The sequence below is a fragment of the Chryseobacterium sp. 1B4 genome (assembly GCF_036631475.1).
GTDB lineage: Bacteria > Bacteroidota > Bacteroidia > Flavobacteriales > Weeksellaceae > Chryseobacterium.
This window is the reverse complement of sequence record NZ_JAPNUF010000008.1, coordinates 325,432-351,879: the sequence shown is the minus strand read 5'-3', so window position 1 is coordinate 351,879 and position 26,448 is coordinate 325,432. Positions and strand designations below refer to the sequence as shown.

Below are 26,448 nucleotides of genomic sequence, written 5' to 3'. Positions count from 1 at the left end.
TGTGGATAGGCTAGGAGAATGGTTGATATTATGTCTGGAGTAAATAAGAAACTACACATTCACACGTAAGCACCCACCTTGTCATTCCGCAGGAATCTAAACTGTTATTTTATCATTATTTTATCAGAAAGCTTCTGTGTCCGGATTCCTGCGGAATGACAAACGTTGTGGGTATGCTAGGAGAAAAAATTATCTTTTACAAATGATACAATATTCCGTTTCCATTGGTTAATATCGTTGTGAGCTGAGATAAAAGCTATTCCACAGGTGAGTTTATCCGTTGTCATATCATTTTCTATAGCTGAATAGTCACCCTTAATCAGTTTACTTTCTTCTCCCGGATATATCAGGGCTGTTTTTGTTGCTTTAAAATACCGGTGATAAGTATACATCTGCCTCAGATCCTCGGGTGACGGAAGATACCTTCCGTTTAAATTTTTCCATTTCGTATCCATAACAATTCTGTTACCATTAACTTCAAGAACAATATCCGGTTTCATTTTGCTGGCTGCGGTTTCTGATCTCCAGAATTCCTTTGATTGTTGGGCTCTTATTTTTACATCAGTATGTTTTATATTTTTCTTTAATACTATATATACAAACTGCTCCCAAAGACGGTTCATATCAAATAGTAAAGCCAATACATTATTTTTTCCTCTCGATACATCAGGATGGTAGTTGAGTAAAAGCAACTTTGCGATCTGCAGAGCTTTTTCATAATGTTGATTTTTTCGATCGAAGTTGATCTTTTCAAACGTTGAATCTGTGACTTTGAGATCACTCATCTCGGGAAAATTCAACAATAACGTCCCAATTCTGCTTTTTAGATCAGACTTGCTATTAGTCTGTTCAATAAGTTTCAGAGCTTTGTATAGAATACGATGTATTTCATGATTCACATCATAATGAGAATACTTTACATAGAATCTTTCATGATGAACCAGATTCTGCGATATATGCTTTGAAAACTGCAGAGCTCCTTTTAACGCATGTAGGTTTCCCTCCTTCCTGTTATATCTTTTGATAAGTCCCCGGTGAAGCAGGTACTCTAACTCTTTTATGTACAGTTCATAATAAAGATCCAGAATAGAATTTTTTTCAATTTTAATGTGGTACTGCTGGAGATTTTTACTTCAAATCCCCATACCGTTCGTATCATATCATACAATAATTGTCTCCATTCATCTTTGCTGTTATGATCTGCTTTTGGAAGAATCTCAATGGTTGTTTGGCCGATCTTTATGACGCCAACGTATTGATTAAATTTTACTCCGTTTTTTATAAGGCTAAAAAATGGTGTCCCATCACCATAATAATTCTCTAAAGCTTGGTCCAGTTTTAGTTTTTTGTGTTCTTCAGTGAAATAGAGCTTTTCATGCTCAAAAACAACAATAGATTCTATTGGTTTCATTAAATAGAGTGATTCATTAACAAAAGAACTGCTTTTGAGAAAGTCATGTCAGTTTCTCCAATTTTATAATTATGATTTGGTTTTCTGTAATCTATAATTTCATAGGATTCACTTTCTGAATACTCACTTTCATAGTCATCAAATGCTGCAAAAACAGATGATTGGGTAATTTTCTTTTTTACAAATCCTTTCCCTAATACCAATCCTATTTTACCATAATCGCCGAAGAAATACTCCTGTAAAAGAGGAATGATATTTTTATAAAAAGAATCTATAATGGTTGTATTGTCTTTTCCAATAAAATAAGCATGCCCAATAGCGTGGTCTTTATCAATTAGTTTTTCTATTCGATTGTTTATGATAGTCAATAATTCTTCAAAATCGGTTCTTTCATAATCAAACCTTTGAAAATATCCGGATTCTTTGACCGTATTATTTTTTTATCCTCTTTCATCTGTTCCCAGATATCTTCCTTTTCTTTCTTGAAACCTTCAGAAACACCTAAAATAGAAAATAATTTATTTTCTTCAGCCAGATATTCTTCATCAGTCCATTCATGGTTTTTATATTCCCATAAAAGATTTTCTATCATTGTTGACGGATTCAGAAGCTCAGGTTTAGGAGGCATTTCTTCAAAAGAAAATCTTCTTCTCAATGCTGTATCCAAAGCTTCCACACTTCTGTCTGCTGTATTCATGGTTCCGATAATATATAGATTGGAGGGAACTCCGAATTTATTTTTGCTGTATGGGAGAGTGATCTCCAGAGCTTCATTATTGCCCTGGCGTTTATCCTCTTCAATAAGCGTAATGAGCTCTCCAAAGATTTGAGACACATTTCCACGGTTTATTTCATCAATGATAAGCACGTGAGGAAGTGGAGGAAGAGTTTCTTCTTTTACTTCAGTAACAGATTTTTCTTTTATTTTATTATTGATATAGTTTAAAACAGACCAATAAGCCGTAGAATTGGAACCTCCGATTACTGCTCTGAACTCTTTATTCACATTCTTAATCATTGAAAGATCAGGAAATGCCTGCTGTAGTTTTTCAGCTCTGGAATAAGATACCGTATAAATCTTCGAATCTTCAGAATAGATGGGTTTCAGATTTAGATTTCCCTTGTCAGAAACATCCACTATTTTCAATCCTAAATCAGGAGTCTGGATGGTTAATACAAGTGGGTTTTCATTTTCCAGGTGTGTATTGGCATCCAGAACAAGATCACTCCATGCATCGTCGAAAGTATATGGCTTGGTTGAGTTTTCACTTTTTAATCTTGGTTTTCTGGCTTTATCAGCAATTCTTTTGAAAATACCACTTTCTACCTCGTAAATCACCTTTTTATTGCCGTCCTCATCTTCATCAATTCTGGGTTTTATCCCTTCAATAAAATCCTCATAGCTCATGCTCTGATGGAAGGTGGTAAACACAATTCTTCCTTCATCTACCAGCTTTTTATATTCATCCTTGATTTGCTTTCTGGTATGATCAGACAGCACAAAATTAGGGTTAGCGATCTGAATAGCTTTATTAATGGTATTGTAGGTCTTACCGGTACCTGGAGGCCCGTATAAGATCTGATTAAGAGGATGGAGGACTGTATTATTCATAGTAAGTTCTGATTTCATTGTTTTTATGGTGTCAATTAGCTTTTCTGAAGTGGCATCATAAAGCTCATCTAAGCATTCTACCACCTTTTCTACAAGGTCTTCATCGGAGAGTGTAAATTTCTTAATGTGAGAAACAGAGTTTCCGAAGTGCCATTTTTTCCATTCCAGAAAGGAAGGAAGAGTTCCTAATAACGCTCTCATTATTTCGGCATTCTGATGACCGTCTTCAAAATGCAGGTCAACGGAAATACTTCCCTTTTTAATAATCACTTCATAATGAGCTCTTTTATGATTAAAATACTGTTCCTTATCAAAGATCCATATATTATTTCCTTTAAGATCGCCAAAACCGTACTCTAGTTGGTTTTTCTCAGCATATTCTTTTAGATTGGCAATAAAGGTTTTAAAATCCAATTGTTTTTTATCCCATTCTTTTTTCTGATCATAGATATGGGCAGCTATTAATAATGTTTGATTTTCCGGATTGTTGGTTCTGTCAAGATCTGAGAATTTTTCTTTCAGCTCGGAAACAAAAGTGTCTGGGTTATAAGCATGATTCAGGTAATGGCTGGAGATAAGTTCCCTATGGCTTAATGCTATAGAATTGATATTGTTTTCTGGCATGGCCAACATATCTAAGGCATTTTTCACGGTGATATTTACATCATTTTTGTGATACTTGTAATTAAAAGTATTGATGACCCATGGTTTCATTCTGACTCCTGCTTTAGCCAATACTCTTTTATCATCATACTGATTGTAAATAGCTTTGCCACGGGCGTGAATATCACAATAAGAAATGATGCTAAAAAGAATTTCCTTTATCGAAAAGAATTGATGTCCCTCTTTAATTTCAGCAAAAGCAGTATAGTCCTCTAAAAGATGTTGCAGTTCTGCTTCTCCTTCATCGGATAAATAAAGATCCATCCATTTTTTTAATGCATCTTTTCCTTTTTGAAAATAAAACTCATCGGATTGGATAAGGCGTTCAAAATAACTTGTTGCTGTTTCTATTACTGACATTTGGTTTTCGTGGGTGTTTAGTTTATGTGTTTTTCTTAGCGAAAGAACAAATTATTTATTAAAAGAAGCAATAATAATAAAAATTTACAGCTTCTGCTTACGGGAAAGCGTAAATTTTCTTTAAAAATCCCACAAATACTGCTCAGAAATACCCGTAGGCCCCTTTGGAAGTGCCTCTAACCCCTTGACCAAGCCCCTGAAGGGACTTCATGAACGGTCTCCACCCCCTTCATGAAGGGGCTGTACCCCTTGGGTAAGGGGGTAGAGGGGGTTGCATAAGGGGGTGCCGGGACTTGTATAAGGGGTAGAGACCCTTACTAAAGAGGGTAGAGACCGTTGCTGTACTGCCTGGAGGGGCTAAGGAAGGAGGTAGGGGAGGAAAACATAGTCTTCAACCAAAATATGATCAACAGTAACCACAAAAAAAGCACGTTTTCACGTGCTCTCAGAAAAAGTATGTATTCTTACTGATTGTTGTTTGGAGGGGTCTCCGTTTGTTCTAAAGTGGGCCCTGCTGCAAAAAACTGCTTCATCCCTTCGTAGATCCCGTTGGTACCGGGTACATTTTCTTTAGAGAGGTATCTGATGCTCCGGTAAAAACTGATGGCGTTATGATAATTATCGTGATCCAGTAACACTTTGGTGTCGGAAAGTTGCTCTACCAGGGAATCTAACAGCTGCAGCCTTTGTTCTATCTGCTCTCTGGCGATGTAATCTCTGTCGAATTCTGTCTTATCAAGAAAAACCGGAACATACTGAACATTTTGTTCCATATAGGTTTTGGCTTTATTCACGAAGAGCTTGTTCTGTTCTGCAATTCTACCGTATTGCTGTCTCTGGTCCGGGGTAAGGTTGATGGTTTTTCCTGTAAGGACAGTCTGGATATCCTGAATTGCTTTGTCGATGGTTTGTAAATCGCTTTCTGAAAAGCTTACACTGATTAAATTGTCTAGTGCCATACGCTTGTGTTTTTGATTGTTATGATGATCAAATATAGGAATCATAAAACATAGAAAAACACGCTGTTGTAAGATTTTAAGGCCATGTTCATCAGAAAATGAAAACCGGATAATGGGGTTTGTTCTTTATGGGTTTTTGAAGAAAAAAGAATGTGTAATGAAGGAAATGATGAAACAGGAGAGAAGGGGCGCTTCCAGCGCTTATTATGTTGTTTTTTAGGCAGCATTTTTCTAAATATTTTTCTATATTTAAAACTTCATAAATGTTGATTTATCATGGAACATACAATACATCAGGGACGCAATGTAAAACGATTCAGGGAAATGCTGGGCATCAAGCAGGAAGCATTGGCTTTTGACCTCGGGGACGACTGGAACCAGAAGAAAGTTTCTCTGCTGGAACAGAAAGAAATTATTGAAGACCCTTTACTGAAAAGAATTTCTGAAGTATTGAAAATTCCGGTGGAAGCGTTTCAGAATTTTGATGAGGAGCAGGCGGTGAATATTATTTCTAATACGTTTGGGGATAACGCTTGTGTTGGAAATCCAAATTCAACTTTCAATTTCAGTCCAATTGATGAAATAAAAAAGTTGCATGAAGAAAAGATGGAACTTTATGAAAGGATGCTAAAGGAGAAGGATGAAATGATGGGGAGGCTGGAGAGGTTGATTGAAAAGGGATAACTTAAGATATAAAAAGGTTCAGCAGATGCTGAACCTTTTTTATTTATTCATTCATATTCCTAATACCCGGACAAAAATACCTAACACCTTAAAATCAACTGTTTCCTCATCTCTGAGAATAATTGGTTTAAAATTGGGATCATTTGATTTGGGTAGTAATATTATTTCTTCATGATGCCATCCCTCTTCATCAGTTAATTTTTTGCTGGAGTATTCTTTAATAGTATAGTTACTGCCAAATTCCAGATCAGCAATATTTCTTCCTTCAACTAAAGTGATCAGTCCGTTGCGCGAACCTCCACTATATTTTTTAAATAGGCAAATACTGCCGTTAGGTATAATCTTATTCATAGATTCACCCATCACAGTGCACGCAAAATAGTCGTCTTTATTGTTTATATTATCTAATTCAAGATATTTTATATTATCTAATTCTTGCAGTTCAGAAAAAGAACCTGCAGCAATATTTAAATCATAGAAAGGAATTGAAAATGCTGTAGGTGTATTAGAAATCTGTACTGATTTATCTTGTGTATACGAATTAAAAGATGGAATATATTGGCGAAGAAAAAGTTTCATATTTTCATTGCAAGCGTAAATATATGTACCTTCAATTCCTCTTAACAATATTGTTTTATAGATATTGATAATAAAATCGAGTAATTCTTCTTCATTTTGAATAGAATTTTTACCATTTTTATCTTTGTACTTTTGTTTATCAACAATGAATTTACCAGATTCAAAATCATAATCTAATTCAGGTCCTATAATAACACCTGTAAAATTCAAATCGTAACCTTGTGTGGTATGAATACACCCCACTTCATCAATAGAATTGGGAGAATTTACCCAATCTACGGAAATACTGTTCCATTTTAATTGATTTTCACCAATAATGATATCATAAGCTTCAGGGTTTTTGTTTGAAACCCATTCCCATGCATATCCTGCTACTATTCTAGACAACCCATAAAGCTCATTTTTCTTTTTAATCCTGTCAATCATTTGTGACAAGTCATCAAAAAGATATAATTCGTAGTCATCAGTTTTATTCTTTTCTAAGAAAGGTGTAGCAGGGGCATCAAAAATTTTATGTATTAATTTTATATAATTATTGCCACCGCGTACCCGAAGTTGAGTTTTTAGTTTTTCAACACGTGTTGAAGGTTCCAATTCTAATTTTTTAAAGCTTTCCTTAAGAGTATCTGATGGCTTTATGGATTGATACTGATCATAAAAGATAATGGATTTAGTACTTTGCAGGATAACCCAATCCAATTCAGAGGCGGAAAATTTATCTAAATTCAACTTTTCACAGTTACGATCGAAAGTTCCAAAGTATGAGCCTAAATTTACCCGTCTTCGTAGTCGATGTCCTTCGTCAACTATAATAAGGTCATATTTATTTTGTGCTAAATCTGAAGGGCCAATTACCATCTTTGCTGATAAACCATTTACATTCTTAAAAACATTGGAAATCGTTTTTCTGAATGAGGCCATAGGAATTACCAGCGCCATATTTAAGTCTGTATATTTATGTTTAACCCTCTTTAACAAATCAAAAAGTTCCTCATCATCTTCATCAAAATCAGCATAGTTAAAATCTTCCAGATTTGTCTTTAATAACTTGAATAAGAAAATAGCTAAAATCGATTTACCCGTACCGGCACCTCCATGAATCAAACTGAGTTTAGCATTCTCGTCGAGCAGACAGTTAAGAATCATTTTTAACCCTTTGATTTGTTCTTTGGAAAGAGATTTATAAGGAGAGTATTTAAAAAGGTCTGAATTATTGATAAAATCCAGAGAATGGCGGGATATACCTAACTGTCGCAGTTCATCCCAAATATCTTTGAATAGGTCCCAATATACTTTCTTTTCATGATACTGGTGATTAGAAATACCAAGGTTACCATTTTGTAAAGTGTATTGTCCGTCAGCAGAAATATATTTGATAAGATTTGATTCTAAATCCAGAGTGGCAGATTTGTGGAATAAATTGCTTAAAATGAGATTTACTGACGATAATTGCTTCTTTTCTTCTGACTTTAAGTGAGTATTTATTCTTGTTACTACATCGGTAGTCTCTCCCACATAAGCAAGTTTAGTTTTTTTATTTTTCAGGAAATATACTACAGGCCAAGATAAATAATCTTTGTGATTATTATATATTTTTGTTTCTGTGAGACGATCCAAATCGTATTCCTCCGTAATTGTAAAATTCTTCATTTGTCCTACAAATCATCGTACTTATTTGATTTTCCTTTTGCTTTTTCTACAGGATATTTCTCGTTATTTCTCTGTAACTTTTTTAGAATAATATTATTGATATCTATATCATTTTTATTTGCAAGGAGAATTCCATACATAAATACATCTGCCAATTCTTCTTCTAGCCTGTCTTTATTAAAATCTTCGTTTTTTTCCATAAAAAGACTTCCAACAGTTCCGATGCTTCAATAGATAAAGCAAGCGCCAGATCTTTTGAATTATGAAACTGTTCCCAATCCCGTTCATCCCGAAATTTAAGAAGTTTTTCTATTGTACTTTTATCCACCATGGTATTAATTAATAGATGAAGTTAATTCAACTTTAAAAATAATAAAAACTTAAGTATAATTATGTCTAAAGTACCAGATTATTCTGGAAATTTTGAATAAGAATGTATTATCAATATAATAAATTATTATTGAATCACCATTAAAAAAGTTATAATGAGGTTTCAAAAACCTTAATAATATCAAATGATACTATAAAGGCTAAAGATTCATTAGAGAGCGAATTGATATTTATGAAAATGAATTATTGTTGTAGGTCCATGGTTACAGTCTGCGTCCTCCTACACATCCACCTCCTCAATCTCCACACCGGCAGATAGACAAACACCACAGACAGCACACCAGCCAGCACACCTACCACCACAGCCATTGCCGTAGCATCCAGCTTATAATCCTTTGAGAAATTGTACTGTCCTATAAAGAGCAGGGATAAAACCAATGCTCCTGTAATCAGGCCGTGTAAGATGCTTAGCTTGGTCATGAGCTTTTTAATATTCAGCTGTTCGTCTACGGTAAACTCAATGGCTTCCTGGCTGGCGGCATCGGTTACCCTTTTGATGATATCAATGGTAAGGACTACCGGAAGGAAGATGGCCATCGGCAGGGTAAGGCGGGCCAGGTTCTGGGTTCCTGAGAAAAATGGGTATAGCCTAACTCTTTGAAGCTGGCATAGGCGATGATGAAATTAAAAAATACATTGGGAAGGACATAGTAAATCGTACGCTTTATGAGAAAGCGTCTGAGGGTGGTTTTTTTGATGGGTTTTGGCTTTGGAGGCTTTATTTTCAGTTTCATACGGAGGTGGTCAGTAGCTCGATGGCTTTATCTTTTATCTTGTGGGCTTCTTCTTTGGGAAGAAAATTTTCATTGGACATGAAGGTGAAGTCCATCTGCTGGTTGTACGTACTGGTGACTAGGGTATTTGAGTTCAGCCATGGGAAAGCCACGGTAGGACTAAAAACGGTTTCCAGACTGAAGTTTTTATAATCATTCGGGATATTCACCTTTCCCATATTGGATAGGGTCACATCATGGCCGCCTTCGCTGGATTTCAGCATGCTGATCATACGGTCTACGATGGGGTGCATATGTTCTCCCATCCACAGGAGCTCACGGGCTTCCAGCTTATTGATTTTCTCCGTGAGGTCTTTTTTGATCTGTTTGGCATTGCCCATCACATCCCTGCTGTCTTTTTTGATGGAAAGCTCTACCGTTGGGGCGAAAGCAAATAAATGATCTTCCTTGATTTCGGGAATAAAATGACGCACATCTACCGGACTGATCACCTTCCCTTTGGCACGGTCTCCCTGAACATCACGGAAAGCCTGCATTACGGAAGAACACAGCAAAGCATGTACAGAAATTCCGTTGGCTTTGCATTTTTCTGTGATCAGCTTGGTGTCCTCAGGGGTCATTTTCCAGTGAATGGCGTAGTTTTTTCCAAGGTTTCTCTTTTTACTTTTCCGCTGGATGGAAAAGAATATCCTGGCAAACAGCAGGTAAAGGCCGGCTTTATATTTTTTAATGCCTGTATTAAAATCCGAAGGCAGAAAATCATCTACCGATTCAAAAGCAACATAAGGAATCAAAGGCAGATAAGGATTGTCCAGCAGGCTCAGAAGCTCCCGGATTAAAGTCACTCCGGTAGTTCCGTCTGAAATGCAGTGGGGCATGATCCAGATGATTTCCGAAGTATCCTTTCCTTTTACCCATACGACTTCAGCCAGTGGTTTTTTAGGTTCCCCAAAAATCTGAACCATCCTTTCTCGGATTCTTTGAACCAGTCGTCATCTGTTTTTCTTTCTACAATCCGGAGAGGAATAGGTTCAATATCCCTTTGTCCTACAAAAAAAGGATAGCGTCCCTGGTTGTGATCAATATGAGCTCTCAGCATAGGATGTTTCTGCTGGATTTTGAGTAGGGCTGTTTTAAACGTTTCCTCAGCAATCTGCCCGTTGATCTTTGCGGTGTAAACACAGTTTAAAGGCGTTTCAGGATCTACATACATGATCCTTTCCACCATCATTAGAGGTCTTTTGATCATGATACTGCCATTTGTTTTAGTTGTGAATGAATAGTCTGCATAACTTCGTCACGTACTGCCATGGCATCGGTATACGGTAAATAGCCTTCGCTTCCCATGAATGAAAAATCCATTTTGCCACGGTAGGTAGAAACCACAAGGGTAGTGGTATTTCCCAAAGGACCAATGACAGACGGACTGAAGATAGTCTCTACCGTAAACGCTTTGTACTCATGAGGAATCTGAATACGTCCCAGATTGGAAAACATACAGTCGTTGGAGGATTTCCCGTTCTTTAAAAGCTTTGTAAAATTCTTAAGCGCATCATGTCCGGATTCCATCACCATCATGGTGAGGTAAGGGTTCAGCTTTGAGGTTTTCTGTTCCACAGATTTCTGTATGGCCCGGAGATTTTCTGTAAAGCTTAGCTTTTCATCAGCAGACACCACAATCATCAGCCCGAAAGCGAAAATGTGGTCTTCTCTGATCTGTTGGGCAAAACGCCTGATGTCTACCGGGCAGGAAACCTTATTGAAAGATTTTTCTCCCCTTACTTTTTTAAATGCCTGCAATACTGCTGCACCCAAAAATGTATTCACTGTTACCCCCTGGGATTTACAGTAAGCGATTAATTCTTTGCTTACCGTTTCATCCAGTTTCCAGTTGATCAGGTAATCACTCTGTCTTTCCACAGCTTTTTTGCCTACCGGAATCCATTTGATCGCGGCAGCAGCCAGCCTTCCGATAAATTTTGCTTTCAGTTTCTGTCTTCTGCTGTTTAGAATATGGGCAGGAACCACATCTTCAATGCCTAAGATCGGGTTTTCTGTCCCGATATCGGCAGCCGGGTTGTCCAGAGCCAATAAAAACTCTTTTAAGAAGGCCATTGCAGAACCACCATCGCAAAGACAATGGTGGAACGCGAACATCATGTCAGAAACGTCTTCCCCTTTGATCCAGATAAACCGGATCAGGGGTAATTTTTCGTAATTAAAGGTGGTGTTCCATTCTTTCCTGGATTCTTCCTGCCACTGATCTTCACTTTGTCTGGGGACGATCCTTACAGGAATGGAAACCGTTTTTTCAGGAACGTTAAACCATGGAATATTTTTTTCATCATGGCTGATCAGTGCTCTGAGCCATGGGTGTTTGTTTTGAATCCGGGCTAAAGCCAGCTGGATCTCTTTTAAGCTAAAAGTTCCTCTTAGCCTGAACGGGATGACCGCGTTAAAAGGTTCTGTTCCGTCCCCTAATAACATACGTTCCCCGAATAGCAATCTTCTTTTTACAGGTGGGTTCATAGGCTACACAGAAGCTAATGTTGAATGTTCGTGTACAAAATTTTCTAACAGTTCTACCGCTTTGTCATTTCCTCCGGCGAGGGTGAATGTGTTCTGGACTTCCCTGGCGGCTTCCCGGTATTTCGGATTTCCCAGCAGTTCAAAAACGGTTTCACGGAGCGCATCTACACGCAGTCTCTTGTAGCGGATGCTGATTCCGCAGCCTGCCTGCTCGATCAGTTTGGCAATATGGAAATGATCGTACGCAATAGGTGTGATCAGCATCGGTAATCCGTTACGGAAAGTATCGTTTACCGTATTGAAGCCGCCGTGGCAGATCACCATGTCCATCTGCTGCATCACTGCAGATTGGGGAACAAAGCTGTTTACGATAAAATTATCCGGCCATTCTTCAAAGATTTCCGGTGGAGTAGCGGCAACCACTGTAACCGGCTGGTCTTTGAATGCGGCAATGATCTTTTCAAAGAAAGCTTTTCTGATGTCTACCAGCAGCGTTCCCAATGATACGAATATCTTCGGAGTTGTGGAAGCGTTCAGTTTATCCCAGTCGAATGGGGCATCGTTCGGGCGTCCTTTTACCGGCCCTACGAATTTCATGTGAGGCGGAACGGTTTCAAATCCGGCAAAAGCCTGTGAAGTAAACACCATATTCAGTTTGTGAGAATGGATATAAATGCCTTCCTCATGAATGCCTACTTCTTTTTGAAGGTCTCTGATCAGTTTTTGCTGCCATTCCCAGATTTTTGGGGCACTTTTTTCCGTATCTCCCATCACATCCGGCGGAACCGGAGTAGTGGTTACACAGGGAATATTGTTTTTATGGGCGAAAAGAGCGCCTCCGAAAGTGATACAGTCATTCACGATCACATCAGGCATCCAGCTTTCTGTGAGTCTCGTTAATCCCGGCATCATCATTTTAGCAAAAGGAACATAGGTTTCTTCCAGTGCCAGCTTCATCACTTCAGGCCCTGAACATGCGGGTCCGTCATCCTGCCTTTTTAAAATACGGGCAATTTCCTCCTGATACGGAATAAGGTCTTCTTCCGGATAGAAATAAGAGCCTCCTTCAGGAATATGTTTGCTGTCTAAAGGCGTAATTCCGAACCATTTTACTTCGTGGCCACGGGCAATCAGACTTGCTCCCACACTTAAAGTAGGGCTCACATGTCCGAAAAACGGAGGAACTACGAATAAAAACTTAAAGGGTTTTTCAGGTTTTGAAGCCTTTGTTATAGCCTGTTCCAGTAAAGTGGCTGCCGTAGCTGTGCCTCCTGCCTCGGCAAAAGATTGTCCCACTTTCTGAGCGGCTTCACGGTAGCCCGGGTTATTTAAGATCTGCTGTACAGCTTCTCTCAGGTGATTGGCTTTAAACCTGTTAAAATTAAGACGTTCACCCGCTTCTGTACGCACCACACGTCCTGCAACGTGTGACTGGTCGTACGCAATCGGAATCACCACCAAAGGGATCCCGTTGGATAAGGTTTCAGAAACCGTATTGTGGCCGCCGTGGCACACCACACCGTCAAGATGAGGGAGCAGATCCAGCTGGGGAATCTGCTGATATACCATAAAGTTTTCCGGCCACTGCTCAAAAAGCTGTGGATCAGAAACCACTACAACGGTTAAATCTTCGTCTTTAAAGGCATCAATGACCTTCTGGAAGAATGCTTTTTTATGATCGTGATCGAAAGTAGTTCCGATGCTTACTAAAATCTTTTTGTTGGCAGCATTTTTCAACCTGTCCCAATCGAATTCACAAGAGATGCGTCTTTCGGTAAGAACAGGGCCCGTGAACTGATATTGAGGCGGCAGATCTTCCATTTCACCAAAAAAATGACCGGAGGTTAACACAAGCGTCAGCAGGTCTGAAGTGGCCAGAGAACGTTCCTCATGGAAACCAAGTTCTTTTTGTAATCCGATGATCTGATTGACCTGCCATTCATGTACCTTTGGCAGTTCATTCATGATCTTGATGGCAGCCGGAGCGGTAACGGATGTGGCATAAGGAATACCAAGCGCTTTTGCGGCCACCGGGGCTGCAAATAGCTGGTGGTCACCGATAATTAAATCGGGTTGATATGTTTTCAGTAAAGCAACAACTCCGTTATAGCAATGTCTGTTCAGCGGGATAAGAACTTCTTCGTACAGGAACTTTACGCTGTCTATACCATACACTACTTTTTTGAAATGATATCGAGATATTGTTCACTTTCTCTTTTTCTTCGTCGGTCTGATCGTATTGGATCAGTAATAATTTTCCTCCCCGGGAAGTTTGGCCTCTAACGTAGGGTCAAGGCTGATCCAGGCTACTTCATGTCCTCTTTCCAGCAAGGCAGCACCGATGCTTAGGGTAGGATTGACATGTCCTGTGAGTGGCGGAACTATAAATGCAAATTTAGCCATGGTTTTGTGTTAGGATTTTAGATAAAAATTGAGCAATCGTTTCAGCGATAAGCTGAGGTTCCTGGATAGGAATGTTGTGATCGCCCGGGATTAATTCAAGTTCAGACTGGCTGATTTGAGACTGAAGCCACTCACCGGTAGGCCTGCAGTTGGAATCAGCGCCATAAAGCAATAAGGTAGGAGCCGTTAATTCATTGAAACGGGCTTCACCAAGGAAATGCTTTTCCTTAATCATATCTGCTTTAATGCTGGTCTGGTTAAACAGAAATTCATACATACGGTGGTTCTTTTCCATTTGCCTTTTGCCCATCTGCACTTTGGTGGTATCGGTAAAGTTGGCTACGTAATGCTCAAGGAATTCTTTGCTGTATTCATCAATGATGTTACGGGCTTTTTCATCCTGAGGATCCGGTGCCTCCATCACTACCAGTTGATGGATACGTTCAGGATAATCCAAAGCTGTTTTTAACGCAATCAGACCTCCGAAGCTGTAGCCGGCAAGGTGTACTTTTTCCAGTTGAAGGTGATCTGCTAAACCTATTAAATCGGACGACATGTTGTCAAGATCGTACCCATCCGGAAAGCGCTCACTCATACCGTGGCTTTTCAGATCGTACATCACCACATGGAAATGTTTGGCCAGAATGGGGGCAATATTAAAATAATAAACGGACAGGTTGCTGAACATACCGTGGATGAGTACCACGGTTTGTCCGGCTCCTTTGTTGAGTTCCTGTATATGAACTTGTCTGTTATTGACAGTGATTATTGGCATTCGTAGATATAATTGATGATCATACTAAGGTCAAGATTGATCAGCTGGTCCAGATCCATGGAAGACAGCCAGCCTGTAAAGTCGATCTGATCGCCAAAATGCGCTTTGATCTTTTCAGAGAAAGAGACAATCTCTATGCTGTCCATTTCAAGATCTTTGGTGAATGAACTTTCAGGAGTAATATCCATCTCCTCTACAAATTCAGCACCTATCACTTCAGTAATAAAACCTTTTAATAAAGTAAAAAGTTCTTCGTGGTTCATTTTTAATGTTGCGTTTACAGTGTCCATCCGATAATATAATTTTTATGTTTAATAGTTTTTATTTCAATATTGTTGATCCACAGGTGATCGTCTTTTATTTCTTCTACTTCGAAGGCTTTTGGATTTCCTTTCAGTCCGGTTCCTGAGAACTTTCCGTAGGCTTCTTTAGCTACCCAGAAACGGGTGGTCCATTCTGCCTGATCTTTTCCTTTTAATAAGGTTAATTCTTTGTCTGTAAATACCAGGTCATAGAATCCTTCGCTGCGTTCTTCCATGATTTCCATATCAATTCCTACAGGTTTTCCGTACCTCGCAATTCCCACAGCATCTTTTCCTTTGTGAGCCAGCGAAATATGGATATTCTCTGTAAAATCACTGATGAGGTAAGGTTTTCCCGCTTCATCAGAACGGATTTCAAATGTGATCGGAAAGCAGGCATGATTTTTTTCTTTGCGGAGAAGATTTCTTACGGCATCTTTCACGGCTACACGGCTTACCATCCAGTTTTTCTTTTTATTTGGTAATAATTGCTGATGGTGCTGCTTTTCCGTCTGGTTGAAATACCTTTTCAGGATAAAGTCCCATGAAGCTACTCTGGTGTAGGCCTGGTGGAAAAAGAATACTTCAGGAGCAATCTCTTCAGAAAGTCGGTTGTGCAGCGGCGACATGGAAACATTCCATAAAGGGGCATCAATTTCCAGTCTTCTGTTCTGCCAGCCCGTGATGGCACACCATACTTTTCCGTCTCTTTTAAGGATGATATCTGCGATGGCAAATTCATCATTCAGTTCGGTCAGCATACAGGTACATTCAAAGATACCTTCCTGATCGTGCATATCTCCAAAGAATTCAATATCTCTGATTTTTACAGGGAATGCAATACGGTCTTTCACCAAAGTAAGCTGCAGCCAGAGCCCGAATAACTGTCCGGCATTGTCCAGTAATGAACCTTTACCGCCGTTTCCTTTAATTTTTCCGATGATTCCTTTGTCTCCAACGGCTGAAATTTCTGTAATTCCCTGGTATTTTTCTCCATGGAACATGTGCATGTCATAGATTTCTTCAGGTGTTCTTTCGATAGGTAAAAGATTTCCGATGGAAAGATTGAATGCCGGTGCCGGAACAGGGCCTGATTTTAAAATAACTTCTGCGTTGGCAAAGTTTTCAATATCGAGATAAGCATGATTCGGTGAACGCCATTCTCCTCTTACGGTTTTCCCGAAAGGTTGGGCAACGTTCATCCACTGGAAGACACTTACGTTCATGATTTTATGAACCTGTGTTCCCGGAATTTCCGCTTCTGCAATTTCAGCCAGCTGCTCAAAAATCATCGTCATCGGGATGACCGGTTCCATATCTGCGACATGAGCCCATCCTTTCGGCTGTCTCAGTAAGCTGTGGTCGATCAGGTAAGGATGGCTTTCCAGCGTTACGTACAGGTCTTTTGTGAAGGTTGTACTTCCCGGTGCTTTTGGAGCAGCCTGTTGTGCTGCAGGAGGCACCGGAGCAGGACGCCGGATTGTGATTTCCGGACGGTTCTGGAATAAAGTCAATACTTCTTCCTGCATACGGATCATATCGGCAACGTTATCCTGGAATGCCTGTACCAGCGGATGACCACTTTTGGCAGTCATGGCTGAAGCTGAGGTGGTATATTGTTTTGGCGCATCAAAGGATGAAGCCAAAGCTTTTATTTCTTTGAAGTTACGGATAATAGGAGAACCTAATTCCAGCTTAATGCCTTTTCCTGTTGATTTTTTTGACTGATGCCGGATTTCCAGAAAGTCAAGGGCAACGGTTTTTCCTTCCACAAATAATGAAGCTACCACACGCTGTAACTGAGCCAATGCAGAACGGGTAGGAACGCTGGATGCAATTGTGCTGAAAGCTTTTCCTTTTAAGGTATCATCAATAAATCCGATCAGACCGCCGGTACCGACCTGGATGAATACTCTGGCGCCTTCTTCGTATAATTTATCGGTCAGTTCACGAAAACGGACAGGTTCTACCAAATGCTCGGCACTCAGTTTTCTGATGGCTGCCTGATCTGCAGGATAAGGTTCTAATGTGGTAGCAGACCATAATGGAATTTTCGTCTGCTGAAACTGTGCTTTTTCCATTCCGGCAAGGATCACATCCAGTTTATCCGCGATAAAAGGAGAGTGAAATCCTGACTGGAAAGGCAGCACCTGGTGGAAAATCTGCCTGGCTTTTAACAATGGAACCAACTCGTCCAAAGCAGCATTGCTTCCGCAGAGAATCACCTGATTGGGGCAGTTGTCATTGGAAACATACAGATTTGAAATTTCATCAATAAAAGGTTTTATGGCTTCAATACCTGCTCCTATGGCAATGAATTTTGAATCTTTTAATTCAAATGTTTCAGGATTCAGCACGTCAATTAAAGCTTTTACAGAATTGGCTTCTGCCAGCTCAGACGAATATCCTGCCAGCCATTCTCCCAGGCTGTGCCCGGCATTCATATCGGGAATAATCCCCAGTTTTTTCAATGAATTGTCAAGGATACTGCAGTTGTTGAAGATATTCAAAGCATCGGTCAAAAGGCCTTCTCCTTCCGTTTCAATAGGTGCTGTTAACCCAAAATAACGGCTTACCGTTTCTACTTCACCTTTCGCCAGACCGTCTAAGCCCGGAAATACAAAGGCTACTTTACCGCCATCCTTTAATAATGGGGTAGAAGTGTACCAGATGTCCTGCTTATTTTTCCAGATGATATTCTTGGAAACAATTTTAATGGCTTTTTCTATTCTTGCCGGTGTCGGATCGAAGATGGCTACTCTGAAATCTCCTTCTCCAATGGCTGTTTCATGATTTTGTAAGGCTGAAAGCAGTTCTTCATGGGTAGGTCTTGCCAGTATCAGCACCTGATCTTTTTTCGGCATGTCATACCCTTCAAGAACAACGTGTGCATTGATTCCTCCAAATCCGAAGGCATTTACAGCGGCTACTTTTGGGAGTCCTGTTTTTGACCAGTTTTTGGCTTCCTGTACCGGTTCAAACCTTGTGTTCTGCATCTCTGCAGTTGGATTCTCACAATATAATGTTGGCGGCAGAGTGTCATGGTGTAATGCTAAGCAGGTTTTAATTAATCCTGCAATTCCGGCAGCCGGCATCGCATGCCCGATATTGGACTTCACAGATCCGATACCTGCAGCCGGAGCAGCTTCTTCTTTTCCGAAGAACTGAGCTAACGTCTGAAGTTCTGTTTTATCGCCAAGCGGTGTTCCTGTGCCATGGGCTTCAAGGTAACCGACTTTATTTTTATCTAAATCAGCATTGATCCATGCCTGTTCCAACGCCTTCAGCTGACCTTTTACGGACGGGCTCATCACGCTGGTTCCGGTACCGTCACTGCTGACTCCCACACCTTTGATTACGGCATAGATTTTATCCTGATCGCGAACGGCGTCTTCCAATCGTTTTAAAACAACGAAACCACAGCCTTCACCGATCAGTAAGCCGTCAGCATCACTGCTGAAAGGCTTAATCCGCTGCTGGCGTGACATGGCGCCCAGCTGGGCAAAAATACTCCAGAAAGCAGCATTCTGTCCTGTGTGTACTCCTCCTGCAATCATGATATCGGAATGGCCTCTCTGAAGTTCCTGCACCGCATGGTCTACAGCGATAAGTGCAGAAGCACAGGCTGCGTCTACCGTAAATGCAGCACCTCCTAAATTGAAGCGGTTGGCTACAAGAGAGGCAACCAGATTTGGAATTAACCCCATGGCGGTATCTGCTGCAAAACGGCCTTTACGTTCCTGAAACGCATGTTTTACCTTTTCAATATCGGAAGAAGAAACGTGAGGCAGCAGTTCCTGCAGCAATGAAGAAATCTGTTCACCGGTTCTTACAATTTCGATAGCACGGGTAGCTCCCGGCCCGGTGTAGTTTCCTTTCCCGATGATGATTCCTGCTTTTTCAAGGGAAATATTCTTCTGAAATACACCTGCATCTTCCAGTGCTTTCTGTACCAGATCAAGGGTAAGCAAATGGTCGGGTTCCGTTCCTTCAACAGCCAGTGGCAGGATACCGAATGCTGTAGGATCAAAAGTATAATCAGGGATAAACCCTCCACGCTGACAGTAAAAACGGTCAACGGGGCTGGTGGCATCACTGAAATGAACCGGATCTATCCGGTCAGCCGGGGCCAACCCGGTAGAATCGACTTTATTGACAATATTCTGCCAAAAAGTGTTGGCATCCTGTGCCCCGGGAAAGACACAGGACAGGCCAATTACAGCAACATCTGTTTTTTTCATACGTTGTTTATGCAGAGTTTTACCAATTATTTCCAGACATGATCAGCACCTGGCTTTCAGTACCGTATTTGATCTCATTTAAGAAGATTTCTTTTCCTTCATCCAATGGGATCATGGAAATTCCTCTGCGTTCGTATTCTGATTCAAGGGTGGAAGAAACCATTCCGGCACCTTTCCATGGCCCCCAGTTGATCGAGATTACTTTTCCTTTTAATCTTTTGTCCAAGGCATTGGCATAATCATCCAGTACACTGTTGGCAGCCGCATAATCTGTCTGCCCTTTATTACCGTATACAGAAGCGATACTTGAGAATAATACCACGAACTGGCAGTCTTCACGAAGCTGTTCTGCCAATACACGAAGCGGTTTCACTTTGGTATCAAATACACGTCCGAAAGAGCTTGTTGTCTTTTGTTTAAACAGTTTATCCTCTAAAAGACCAGCTCCATGAATTACTCCATCCAGGCGGTCATATTTTTCATAAATACTGCTGATTAAACTGCTTAAACCTTCTTCATCACAAAGATCCAATGATTGGTAAATGATGGTATTTCCAAGTTCTTCCATATCACGGATGGTGCGGAGAATCTGATTGTTTTTGAAAATTTTGGTCGTTTCTTTTTCAATCTCTGCCGGAGAAGTGAATTGTCCGGATCTGATCAGAAAACCTCTGATTTCTTCTTTGGTTTTCATTCCTTCAAAATCTTTTGCAGAAATTTCATTTCTCGGGTCTGCAGACCTTCCTACCAGAATGTAGGTACACGGATATGCCTGAGACATGTGTTTTACCAACTCGGCGGTGATTCCCTGTGCCCCTCCAAGTACCAGTACCACAGATTTTTGATCCAGCTGAATGTGGGCTTCACTTAAACTTGTTGACAATGGAGAAGGGATAATGTCTACTTTGTGCCTCTGGCCATTTTTGTAAATGATTTCAGCGGGTTTGTCATTGGTAAGGATTTCCTTTAAGGTAATCTCAGCAATCTGATTTACTTCCTGAGGAGTGCTCAGACTGATCAGTCTGCAGGCCGTATTGTCAAATTCTCTTGCCAGGCTCTTGAAAAGTCCCGGATATCCCTGATGATGACGCAATACGCTTACATCAGTAATTTCCTGAAGATGAGCAGGAATATCTGAAATCAGGTATACCCATTTCGCTTTATCAAAATCCAGTTTTTTGATCAGATCTACATGATCGATGATGCTTGGTTTATCAGCCGCTGAGAAAAGATCCAGCATAATTAATCCGTCAATGTCTGAAAGATCTTTTCCGGCATCTGCCAGTTCTACAATCGCTCCATGTTTTTCCAGAGCTTCCCGGATTGCTGAAGAATGTTTGCTGTTATCCTGGGTGATTGCAAAACGTTTTCCCTGCAATACTTCTGTATTTTGTACTAAAGAGGTATCAGTAGGCGTAATATCAAAACGGAGACGTGAAAGTACATTTTGAGTCGGTTCCACGGCGTTTGTTTCTTTTGTTTCCTGAGTAGTTCCGTTCGATTCACCATTCATTTCGCTGATCCAGCCTGCCAGACCGCGAAGTGTTTTAATGGCAGCCAGTTTTTCCATCACATCATCCGCCTGTTCAAGGTTTTGGCCGAAACCGATCCTGGTTTTAAGATCACCAATGATTTCCATACGTTTAATGGAATCGATACTCAAGTCTGCTTCAAGATCAAGGTCAAGACCTAACATTTCTTTCGGATATCCTGTTTTTTCACTTACGATATTCAGAATAGCATTTTGAAGATCTTCAAGAGAGATAGCCGGCAGGGTCTGTGTTTGTGAAGCTGCTGGCTCAGCTGCTGATCCGTTTTTTTCAGGAGCAACAGTTGTTTCAGCCCCTGAGAATTCCGTAAGCCATGAAACAAGACCGCTTAGGGTTTTTATTCCTGCAAGCTGCTCCATAACGGTATCTTCACTGGTGTTTCCGTTACCCAGAGTTCCCAGTTCGTTGCGGAGTGTTCCGATGATTTCTACTCTTTTAATAGAATCGATACTTAGATCCGCCTCAAGATCCATTTCCATACCCAGCATTTCCTGAGGATATCCTGTTTTATCGCTTACCACCTGCAGCAGTAAGGATTTAATATCTTTTGAAGGAGCTTGCTTTACAGGAACTGCATCTACTGGTCTTTCCTGGTAAACAGGCTGAACCGGGATAGCAGATATGGGCTGTTGTGCAGCCACTGGTGCCGGTGAATGGTATACAGGAGCGGGGAATGCCTGCGGATTCTGTCCCATAAAGGAAAGCATCACATCACGCTGTGCCTGTATCATTAATTTCATGCTGTTTAAATATTCCTGCAGCATACGTTCGGCGGTAGATTGCGCTTCAGCTGCCGGTGCCTGGTGATTCGTAGTAAAATTGTTCATGGGAATAGGGTTTATAAGCGGTAATGCACCATTGGATGGCAGATTACCATGGGTTGGATGGGCAGTTTGCCCGTTTACACGCCAGATGGCAGGGCTTTTCTTGTAAAGCTCAGGTTGATTAAGATCAATAACCTTAACGTTGCGTCCATCGAAAAGTTTACTGATATTGAAGCTTCGCCCTGTTCCTAAATATTGCGCCAGCATGCAAAGCAGATGGCTGAATTTATTATGGCTGTTGTCTTCAACATATAAGGTAAGCTGGTCTTTTTCCAGACAGGATTTGGTCAGTCCGGTAAGAACTTTTCCTGGCCCTACTTCGATGAATATTCTTGCTCCATCGTTATACATTGCCTGCAGCTGTTCTACAAATCTTACAGGCTGTACCAGATGATCAGTAAGTCTTTCTTTTATTTCAGATGGATTTTTAGGATATACTTCTGCTGTGGTATTGGACCATACCGGAATCTGCATTTCCCCGAAAGGAACATCTTTCAGTACTTCAGCATATAAATCCTTGGATTTTGCTAATAACGGGCTGTGGAATGCACAGGCAACCTCAAGCTTTTTGGCCGAAATACCTTCCTGTTTAAGAACTTCCAGCAATTTATTGATCGCTTCTGTATTTCCTGCAATGACACATTGTGTAGGAGCATTAAAGTTGACAGGATAGCATCCTTCTACTTTGGCAATGACCGGTTGTAAACGTTCCGGAGTGGCGCTTGCTGCAAGCATTGATCCCGGATCTCCGCCCTCTACCGAGTCTAAAATAGACTGAGCTCTCTGGATACTTAAGTCTACCAGTTTATCTTCTCCAAATACTCCTGCAAAACATAATGCCGGAATTTCACCGTAGCTATGGCCTGCCAGCATATCCGGGATAATGCCCAGTGACTCTAAGAATTTAGCCAATGCAAGATCAACAATTCCTAAAAGCGGTTGAGCTAAACGGGTATCTTTAATGGTTTCTTTTTGTCTTTTTAAATCAGCTTCACTGAATGTTTTGGATGGGAAAACCACTTTTTCAAGTTCAGGATACTCATCAATAATCTTGCGCATAGCCGGGAAGACTACGAATAAATCACGAGCCATATTGATTCTCTGGCTGCCCTGTCCCGGAAATGTGAAGGCTACTTTACCTTCTTTTTTATTAACAGTGAAAGTATCTTTGGTTTCAATGCCCAGCAGTACCAGTTCCAACTTCATCATCAGGTCTTCAACAGTGTCTGCCACAATGCTGAACTGGATCGGCTTTTCTGAGCTGATGCTTAAGCTGTATGCAATATCCTGTAACGGAATACCATCATTAATTTCTAACAAAGCTTTTACCTGGCCGGACTGTCCTTTTGCTTCTTCATAGGTATCTCCACGGAAAACAAACAATTCTGAAGGCCATGACTGCATTACGATTGAATCATCTTGTTTAGGATGGCTGGCAATGACCGTGTGGAAATTTGTTCCTCCAAATCCGAAAGCACTGATTCCTGCATAACGGTTTTTCTCTGACCATAACCCGCTTTCTGCATGGAATGCAAACGGACTGGTCTCAGCATTATAGTAAGCGTTAGGCTGCTGAAGATGAAGGGTAGGTGGTTTTACCCCGTGATATACAGCAAGGGAGGCTTTGATCAATCCTGCTAATCCTGCAGCACACTTGGTATGTCCGATCTGTGTTTTTACCGAACCTAAATGAGTCTGCCCCGGTAAAGCTCCTGAACGGCTGAACAAATTCGTTAACGCACTGAGCTCTGTTTTGTCACCTACTACCGTTCCTGTGCCGTGTGCTTCTACAAGACCTACGGAAGCCGGGCTTATCCCTGCCTGGGAATAGGCACGTTCCAGGGCTCTTACCTGGCCTATTTTTCTTGGAGCAGTAAGCCCAAGTGCTTTACCGTCGCTGGAGCCTCCGACTCCTTTGATCACAGAATAGATACGGTCACCGTCACGTACAGCATCCTCATATCTTTTTAAAACAAGGATGGCAATACCTTCTCCAAGGGCAATACCGTCTGCATCACCGTCAAATGTAGCACATCTTCCTTTTCTGGATAAGGCATGTGTACTGGAAAACATCAGGTAATCATTGATTCCGTTATGTAAATCTGCTCCACCTGCAAGAACCATATCTGATTTTCCCAACACAAGTTCCTGGCAGGCAAGATCAATTGCTGCCAAAGAAGAAGCACAGGCTGCATCTACGGTAAAGTTTCTGCCGCCAAGGTCCAGACGGTTTGTTATTCTGCCGGCGATTACATTGGCAAGAATACCCGGGAATGAGTCTTCTGTAGTATGGGGAAAAGCTTCTTTTACTTCTTCATGAAGTTCTCCGAAAACCTGCTTATAGTATCCTCTGAAACTATAGCTGTTGGCAAGGTCGTTACCGCCTTCAGCACCTATAATGACAGAAATGTTTTCTCTGTTGATTTGTTTTTCACCATATCCTGCATCTTCCATTGCACGTTTTGCAACCAACAACGTCAGCAATTGTGTTGGTTCAATGGCTGCCAGAGATTGTGGCGGAATTCCGAATGCCAGCGGATCAAAATCAATTTTAGGAATAAATCCTCCCCATTTGGAGTGCGATACATCCGGTCCGTCAGAATCCGGATGGTAATACAGTTCTTTATTCCATCTTTCATCCGGTACTTCGGTAACACTGTCTTTTCCTAAAATAATATTTCTCCAGTATTCCTCCAGGTTTTTAGCGCCCGGGAAGATACATTCCATTCCTACAATGGCGATGTCCAGAGGTTTTTCTGTAGAAACCGGTTTTTCAGGCAATGCTGCATTCTGAACATGCTCATCATTGTCCACGATACTTTGGTGAAGGGCTGCCAATGAGATCACACGGTTGTGCATCGTAGCTACCTGGCCAATCATGTACATTCCTAAGTCTAGTTGGTCATCTTTCGGAATGCTGACAAGTTGATCGCCCTGGCGTTCTATACCTTTAGCTGCAATACGCAAGCGGCCGACATTTAATTTTTCAAGCTGTTCCCATACCTCTTTTTTATCCATTCCGGCAGCCAGAAGTTTGGATTTTTCTTGGTTGAAATAATTGGCAAATGCTGTATTTAAGCAACGGGTTTCATGTCCCGGGGCCGTTTCCAGTAAGACTGTATCTTTCGCCTGCATGGCCTGCAGCTGGAATTCTTCCTGAATGGCTCCGGTTTGTACAGCTTCATGGGTATACAGATAAGCTGTTCCCATCAATACTCCGATTTTCACTCCTCTTGCGGCTAATGGTGCTGCCATAATGGATACAAACGCTGTTGAAAATGCGTTATGAATTCCTCCGGCAAAAAAGACACTGATATCTTCCGGGTGATCCTCTTTTAAAATACGCTCAATCTGTTTTTCCCAAAGAACCGTACTGGCCAGTGGTCCTACGTGGCCTCCGCACTCACGTCCTTCAAAAATGAAATTTTTAGCACCTTCTTTCAGGAAAATATCCAGAAGGGCAGGAGAGGGAACATGTAAAAATGATTTTATACCTGCTTTTTCAAATACCTTGGCCTGGGCAGGTCTTCCGCCTGCAATTAAAACCACAGGAGGTTTTGCTTCTAATATATAGGAAGTCTGTTCATCTCTTAATTCCTGTGGGGCAAATCCTAAGATTCCTACCCCCCATGTTTTTTCACCAGCCAGTTTTTTGGTGTCCATGACCAGAGATTTTGCTGATTCTCCTTTTAGTAAGGATAAAGCAACGAAAGGTAAAGCTCCGGCCTCTGCAACTGCATTGGCGAATAAAGGAACATCACTCACACGGGTCATCGGGCCTTGAGCTATAGGATATTGCAGACCAAGATCCCGGGCTAAGGCGTTTTCTTTATCAACTACCTTAAGCGCTTTTGCCTGTTTCAGGTGTCCGTACATGGCTTCTTTGAATCCGAAAACCAGTTTTTTCAGTGTTTTAAAGTCTTCATACAGGTCTGTAGCTAATGAAATGTCTTGTCCCATTGGGATATAGCATGCATTAAGGTCGAGACCGTAAAAGAATTTTTCAGCTCTTCAGCAGTAGTATTTTCAGGTAAAACGGGTGAGTTGGGTCTTACCAGTACACGATGGTTGGCGATCACCTTAGTTTCCGTACCATTCAGTTTTGAGCATACATCTTTCAGCTCCCGGGGAACCGAGCTTTCGGGAAACAGGGCCAGCTGACTGTCCAGTACAACTCCTGCAGCTCCCAATGCCTTAGCCGCCGCTGCGGTATGGGGACCTATTCCTCCCTGTACCCACACCGGAATATTCCGGATTTCATTGATCACACGCTGGAACAATACAAATGTGGATTCATATCCTACCAGTCCGCCTGCTTCATTTCCTTTGATAATGATTCCTTCTGCTCCCGATTGTTCAGCCTGTATGGCTTCTTCCAGGCTGGTTACCTGAGGAATAAGAGGCAGATTGGAAGGGGCAGGCATTCCGGCCGGAAGAATGGCAAATCTTACTTTTTCAGAAATCTGTAGGTCGGAGAAAGGGTCGTTAGAAAAATAAATACCATACGATGGTACGTCTATCTGATCAAGTTGATGTAACGCTTCCTGGGCAGTTGCAAGCTCATCTCCTAAACTCAGGACGGGAAATGCACCCGCCTGATGCAGTTTAAGCATAAGGTTAACGTCCGGTTTTTCAAAAGGCGTTAGTCCAATAATGGTTAATTTTTTCATGGCGTGATAATTATTGAATGATAGCAAGAGTTTTATAATAAAAATGCGGCGCCTTTCGGTAATAAGGCCTGTGCTTTTTATTATGATATAATAAAATTGGTTTTTATCAAAT

Annotated in this window: 17 protein-coding genes and 1 pseudogene; 1 reads left to right on the top strand and 17 read right to left on the bottom strand. The window is 41.1% G+C overall.

Translation table 11 applies throughout. The annotated features are described in order from the left end of the window. Nucleotides 1-176: 176 nt before the first annotated feature. From OWR28_RS17865 to OWR28_RS17845, 5 genes are all read right to left on the bottom strand, one after another. Nucleotides 177-1,061 (bottom strand): 5-methylcytosine restriction system specificity protein McrC, encoded by an 885-nt coding sequence (locus tag OWR28_RS17865; protein ID WP_332388058.1) that lies wholly within the window; start codon nucleotides 1,059-1,061, stop codon nucleotides 177-179. Further along, a complete protein-coding gene (locus OWR28_RS17860) occupies nucleotides 1,058-1,411 on the bottom strand; it encodes a 5-methylcytosine restriction system specificity protein McrC (protein ID WP_332387840.1) in 354 nt (117 codons plus the stop codon). Before OWR28_RS17860 ends, OWR28_RS17865 begins: the two co-directional genes overlap by 4 nt. Continuing rightward, nucleotides 1,411-1,779, bottom strand: coding sequence for a hypothetical protein (locus OWR28_RS17855; protein WP_332387838.1), 369 nt, complete (start codon nucleotides 1,777-1,779; stop codon nucleotides 1,411-1,413). The genes OWR28_RS17860 and OWR28_RS17855 overlap by 1 nt, the downstream gene beginning before the upstream one ends. After that, on the bottom strand, nucleotides 1,776-4,046 hold the full coding sequence (locus OWR28_RS17850; RefSeq protein WP_332387837.1) for an AAA family ATPase: 2,271 nt from the start codon (nucleotides 4,044-4,046) through the stop codon (nucleotides 1,776-1,778). The genes OWR28_RS17855 and OWR28_RS17850 overlap by 4 nt, the downstream gene beginning before the upstream one ends. Nucleotides 4,047-4,510: 464 nt before the next feature. Further along, on the bottom strand, nucleotides 4,511-5,005 hold the full coding sequence (locus OWR28_RS17845) for a hypothetical protein (RefSeq protein ID WP_332387836.1): 495 nt from the start codon (nucleotides 5,003-5,005) through the stop codon (nucleotides 4,511-4,513). A gap of 276 nt (nucleotides 5,006-5,281) precedes the next feature. Here OWR28_RS17845 and OWR28_RS17840 point away from each other — a divergent pair, with 276 nt between their 5' ends. Next, entirely contained in the window at nucleotides 5,282-5,689 is a 408-nt protein-coding gene (locus tag OWR28_RS17840; protein WP_227941883.1) for a helix-turn-helix domain-containing protein, read from the top strand. Between the two features lie 51 nt (nucleotides 5,690-5,740). On the opposite strand, the gene OWR28_RS17835 is transcribed toward OWR28_RS17840, so the two are convergent. The 12 genes and pseudogenes from OWR28_RS17835 to OWR28_RS17780 all read right to left on the bottom strand — a co-directional run bounded on the left by OWR28_RS17835 (nucleotide 5,741) and on the right by OWR28_RS17780 (nucleotide 26,336). Beyond that, nucleotides 5,741-7,918 (bottom strand): DNA/RNA helicase domain-containing protein, encoded by a 2,178-nt coding sequence (locus OWR28_RS17835; RefSeq protein ID WP_332387835.1) that lies wholly within the window; start codon nucleotides 7,916-7,918, stop codon nucleotides 5,741-5,743. Nucleotides 7,919-7,923: 5 nt separating this feature from the next. Beyond that, on the bottom strand, nucleotides 7,924-8,118 hold the full coding sequence (locus OWR28_RS17830; protein WP_332387834.1) for a MazG-like family protein: 195 nt from the start codon (nucleotides 8,116-8,118) through the stop codon (nucleotides 7,924-7,926). Between the two features lie 373 nt (nucleotides 8,119-8,491). Further along, nucleotides 8,492-8,845 carry a hypothetical protein gene (locus OWR28_RS17825; protein WP_332387833.1) on the bottom strand — a complete coding sequence of 118 codons (354 nt, stop codon included), beginning with the start codon at nucleotides 8,843-8,845 and terminating at the stop codon, nucleotides 8,492-8,494. A gap of 193 nt (nucleotides 8,846-9,038) precedes the next feature. Further along, nucleotides 9,039-10,007, bottom strand: coding sequence for a phthiocerol/phthiodiolone dimycocerosyl transferase family protein (locus tag OWR28_RS17820; RefSeq protein WP_332387832.1), 969 nt, complete (start codon nucleotides 10,005-10,007; stop codon nucleotides 9,039-9,041). Next, the gene (locus OWR28_RS17815; protein ID WP_332387831.1) at nucleotides 9,953-10,291 is read right to left on the bottom strand and encodes a hypothetical protein; all 339 of its coding nucleotides are present in this window, start codon (nucleotides 10,289-10,291) and stop codon (nucleotides 9,953-9,955) included. The genes OWR28_RS17820 and OWR28_RS17815 overlap by 55 nt, the downstream gene beginning before the upstream one ends. Then, nucleotides 10,288-11,571 (bottom strand): condensation domain-containing protein, encoded by a 1,284-nt coding sequence (locus OWR28_RS17810; RefSeq protein WP_332387830.1) that lies wholly within the window; start codon nucleotides 11,569-11,571, stop codon nucleotides 10,288-10,290. The genes OWR28_RS17815 and OWR28_RS17810 overlap by 4 nt, the downstream gene beginning before the upstream one ends. A gap of 3 nt (nucleotides 11,572-11,574) precedes the next feature. After that, complete coding sequence (locus OWR28_RS17805) at nucleotides 11,575-13,746, bottom strand: nucleotide disphospho-sugar-binding domain-containing protein (protein ID WP_332387829.1); 2,172 nt, start codon at nucleotides 13,744-13,746, stop codon at nucleotides 11,575-11,577. A 69-nt stretch (nucleotides 13,747-13,815) separates the two neighbouring features. After that, entirely contained in the window at nucleotides 13,816-13,974 is a 159-nt protein-coding gene (locus OWR28_RS17800; RefSeq protein ID WP_332387828.1) for a hypothetical protein, read from the bottom strand. Further along, a complete protein-coding gene (locus OWR28_RS17795; protein WP_332387827.1) occupies nucleotides 13,967-14,749 on the bottom strand; it encodes an alpha/beta fold hydrolase in 783 nt (260 codons plus the stop codon). The genes OWR28_RS17800 and OWR28_RS17795 overlap by 8 nt, the downstream gene beginning before the upstream one ends. After that, complete coding sequence (locus OWR28_RS17790) at nucleotides 14,740-15,039, bottom strand: acyl carrier protein (RefSeq protein ID WP_002977699.1); 300 nt, start codon at nucleotides 15,037-15,039, stop codon at nucleotides 14,740-14,742. The genes OWR28_RS17795 and OWR28_RS17790 overlap by 10 nt, the downstream gene beginning before the upstream one ends. Continuing rightward, nucleotides 15,027-19,292, bottom strand: coding sequence for a beta-ketoacyl synthase N-terminal-like domain-containing protein (locus OWR28_RS17785; RefSeq protein ID WP_332387822.1), 4,266 nt, complete (start codon nucleotides 19,290-19,292; stop codon nucleotides 15,027-15,029). Before OWR28_RS17785 ends, OWR28_RS17790 begins: the two co-directional genes overlap by 13 nt. Before the next feature lie 19 nt (nucleotides 19,293-19,311). Further along, a pseudogene (locus OWR28_RS17780) lies at nucleotides 19,312-26,336 on the bottom strand (SDR family NAD(P)-dependent oxidoreductase). Nucleotides 26,337-26,448 lie beyond the last annotated feature (112 nt).

Excerpts from the sequence above, each read along its gene's own strand:
- OWR28_RS17850 (WP_332387837.1), bottom strand. The coding sequence starts at position 4,046 with ATGTCAGTAATAGAAACAGCAACAAGTTATTTTGAACGCCTTATCCAA.
- OWR28_RS17860 (WP_332387840.1), bottom strand. The coding sequence starts at position 1,411 with ATGAAACCAATAGAATCTATTGTTGTTTTTGAGCATGAAAAGCTCTAT.
- OWR28_RS17810 (WP_332387830.1), bottom strand. The coding sequence starts at position 11,571 with ATGAACCCACCTGTAAAAAGAAGATTGCTATTCGGGGAACGTATGTTA.
- OWR28_RS17785 (WP_332387822.1), bottom strand. The coding sequence starts at position 19,292 with ATGAAAAAAACAGATGTTGCTGTAATTGGCCTGTCCTGTGTCTTTCCC.
- OWR28_RS17820 (WP_332387832.1), bottom strand. The coding sequence starts at position 10,007 with ATGGTTCAGATTTTTGGGGAACCTAAAAAACCACTGGCTGAAGTCGTA.
- OWR28_RS17800 (WP_332387828.1), bottom strand. The coding sequence starts at position 13,974 with ATGGCTAAATTTGCATTTATAGTTCCGCCACTCACAGGACATGTCAAT.
- OWR28_RS17840 (WP_227941883.1), top strand. The coding sequence starts at position 5,282 with ATGGAACATACAATACATCAGGGACGCAATGTAAAACGATTCAGGGAA.
- OWR28_RS17795 (WP_332387827.1), bottom strand. The coding sequence starts at position 14,749 with ATGCCAATAATCACTGTCAATAACAGACAAGTTCATATACAGGAACTC.
- OWR28_RS17835 (WP_332387835.1), bottom strand. The coding sequence starts at position 7,918 with ATGAAGAATTTTACAATTACGGAGGAATACGATTTGGATCGTCTCACA.
- OWR28_RS17830 (WP_332387834.1), bottom strand. The coding sequence starts at position 8,118 with ATGGAAAAAAACGAAGATTTTAATAAAGACAGGCTAGAAGAAGAATTG.
- OWR28_RS17825 (WP_332387833.1), bottom strand. The coding sequence starts at position 8,845 with ATGGCCATCTTCCTTCCGGTAGTCCTTACCATTGATATCATCAAAAGG.
- OWR28_RS17790 (WP_002977699.1), bottom strand. The coding sequence starts at position 15,039 with ATGGACACTGTAAACGCAACATTAAAAATGAACCACGAAGAACTTTTT.
- OWR28_RS17815 (WP_332387831.1), bottom strand. The coding sequence starts at position 10,291 with ATGATCAAAAGACCTCTAATGATGGTGGAAAGGATCATGTATGTAGAT.
- OWR28_RS17845 (WP_332387836.1), bottom strand. The coding sequence starts at position 5,005 with ATGGCACTAGACAATTTAATCAGTGTAAGCTTTTCAGAAAGCGATTTA.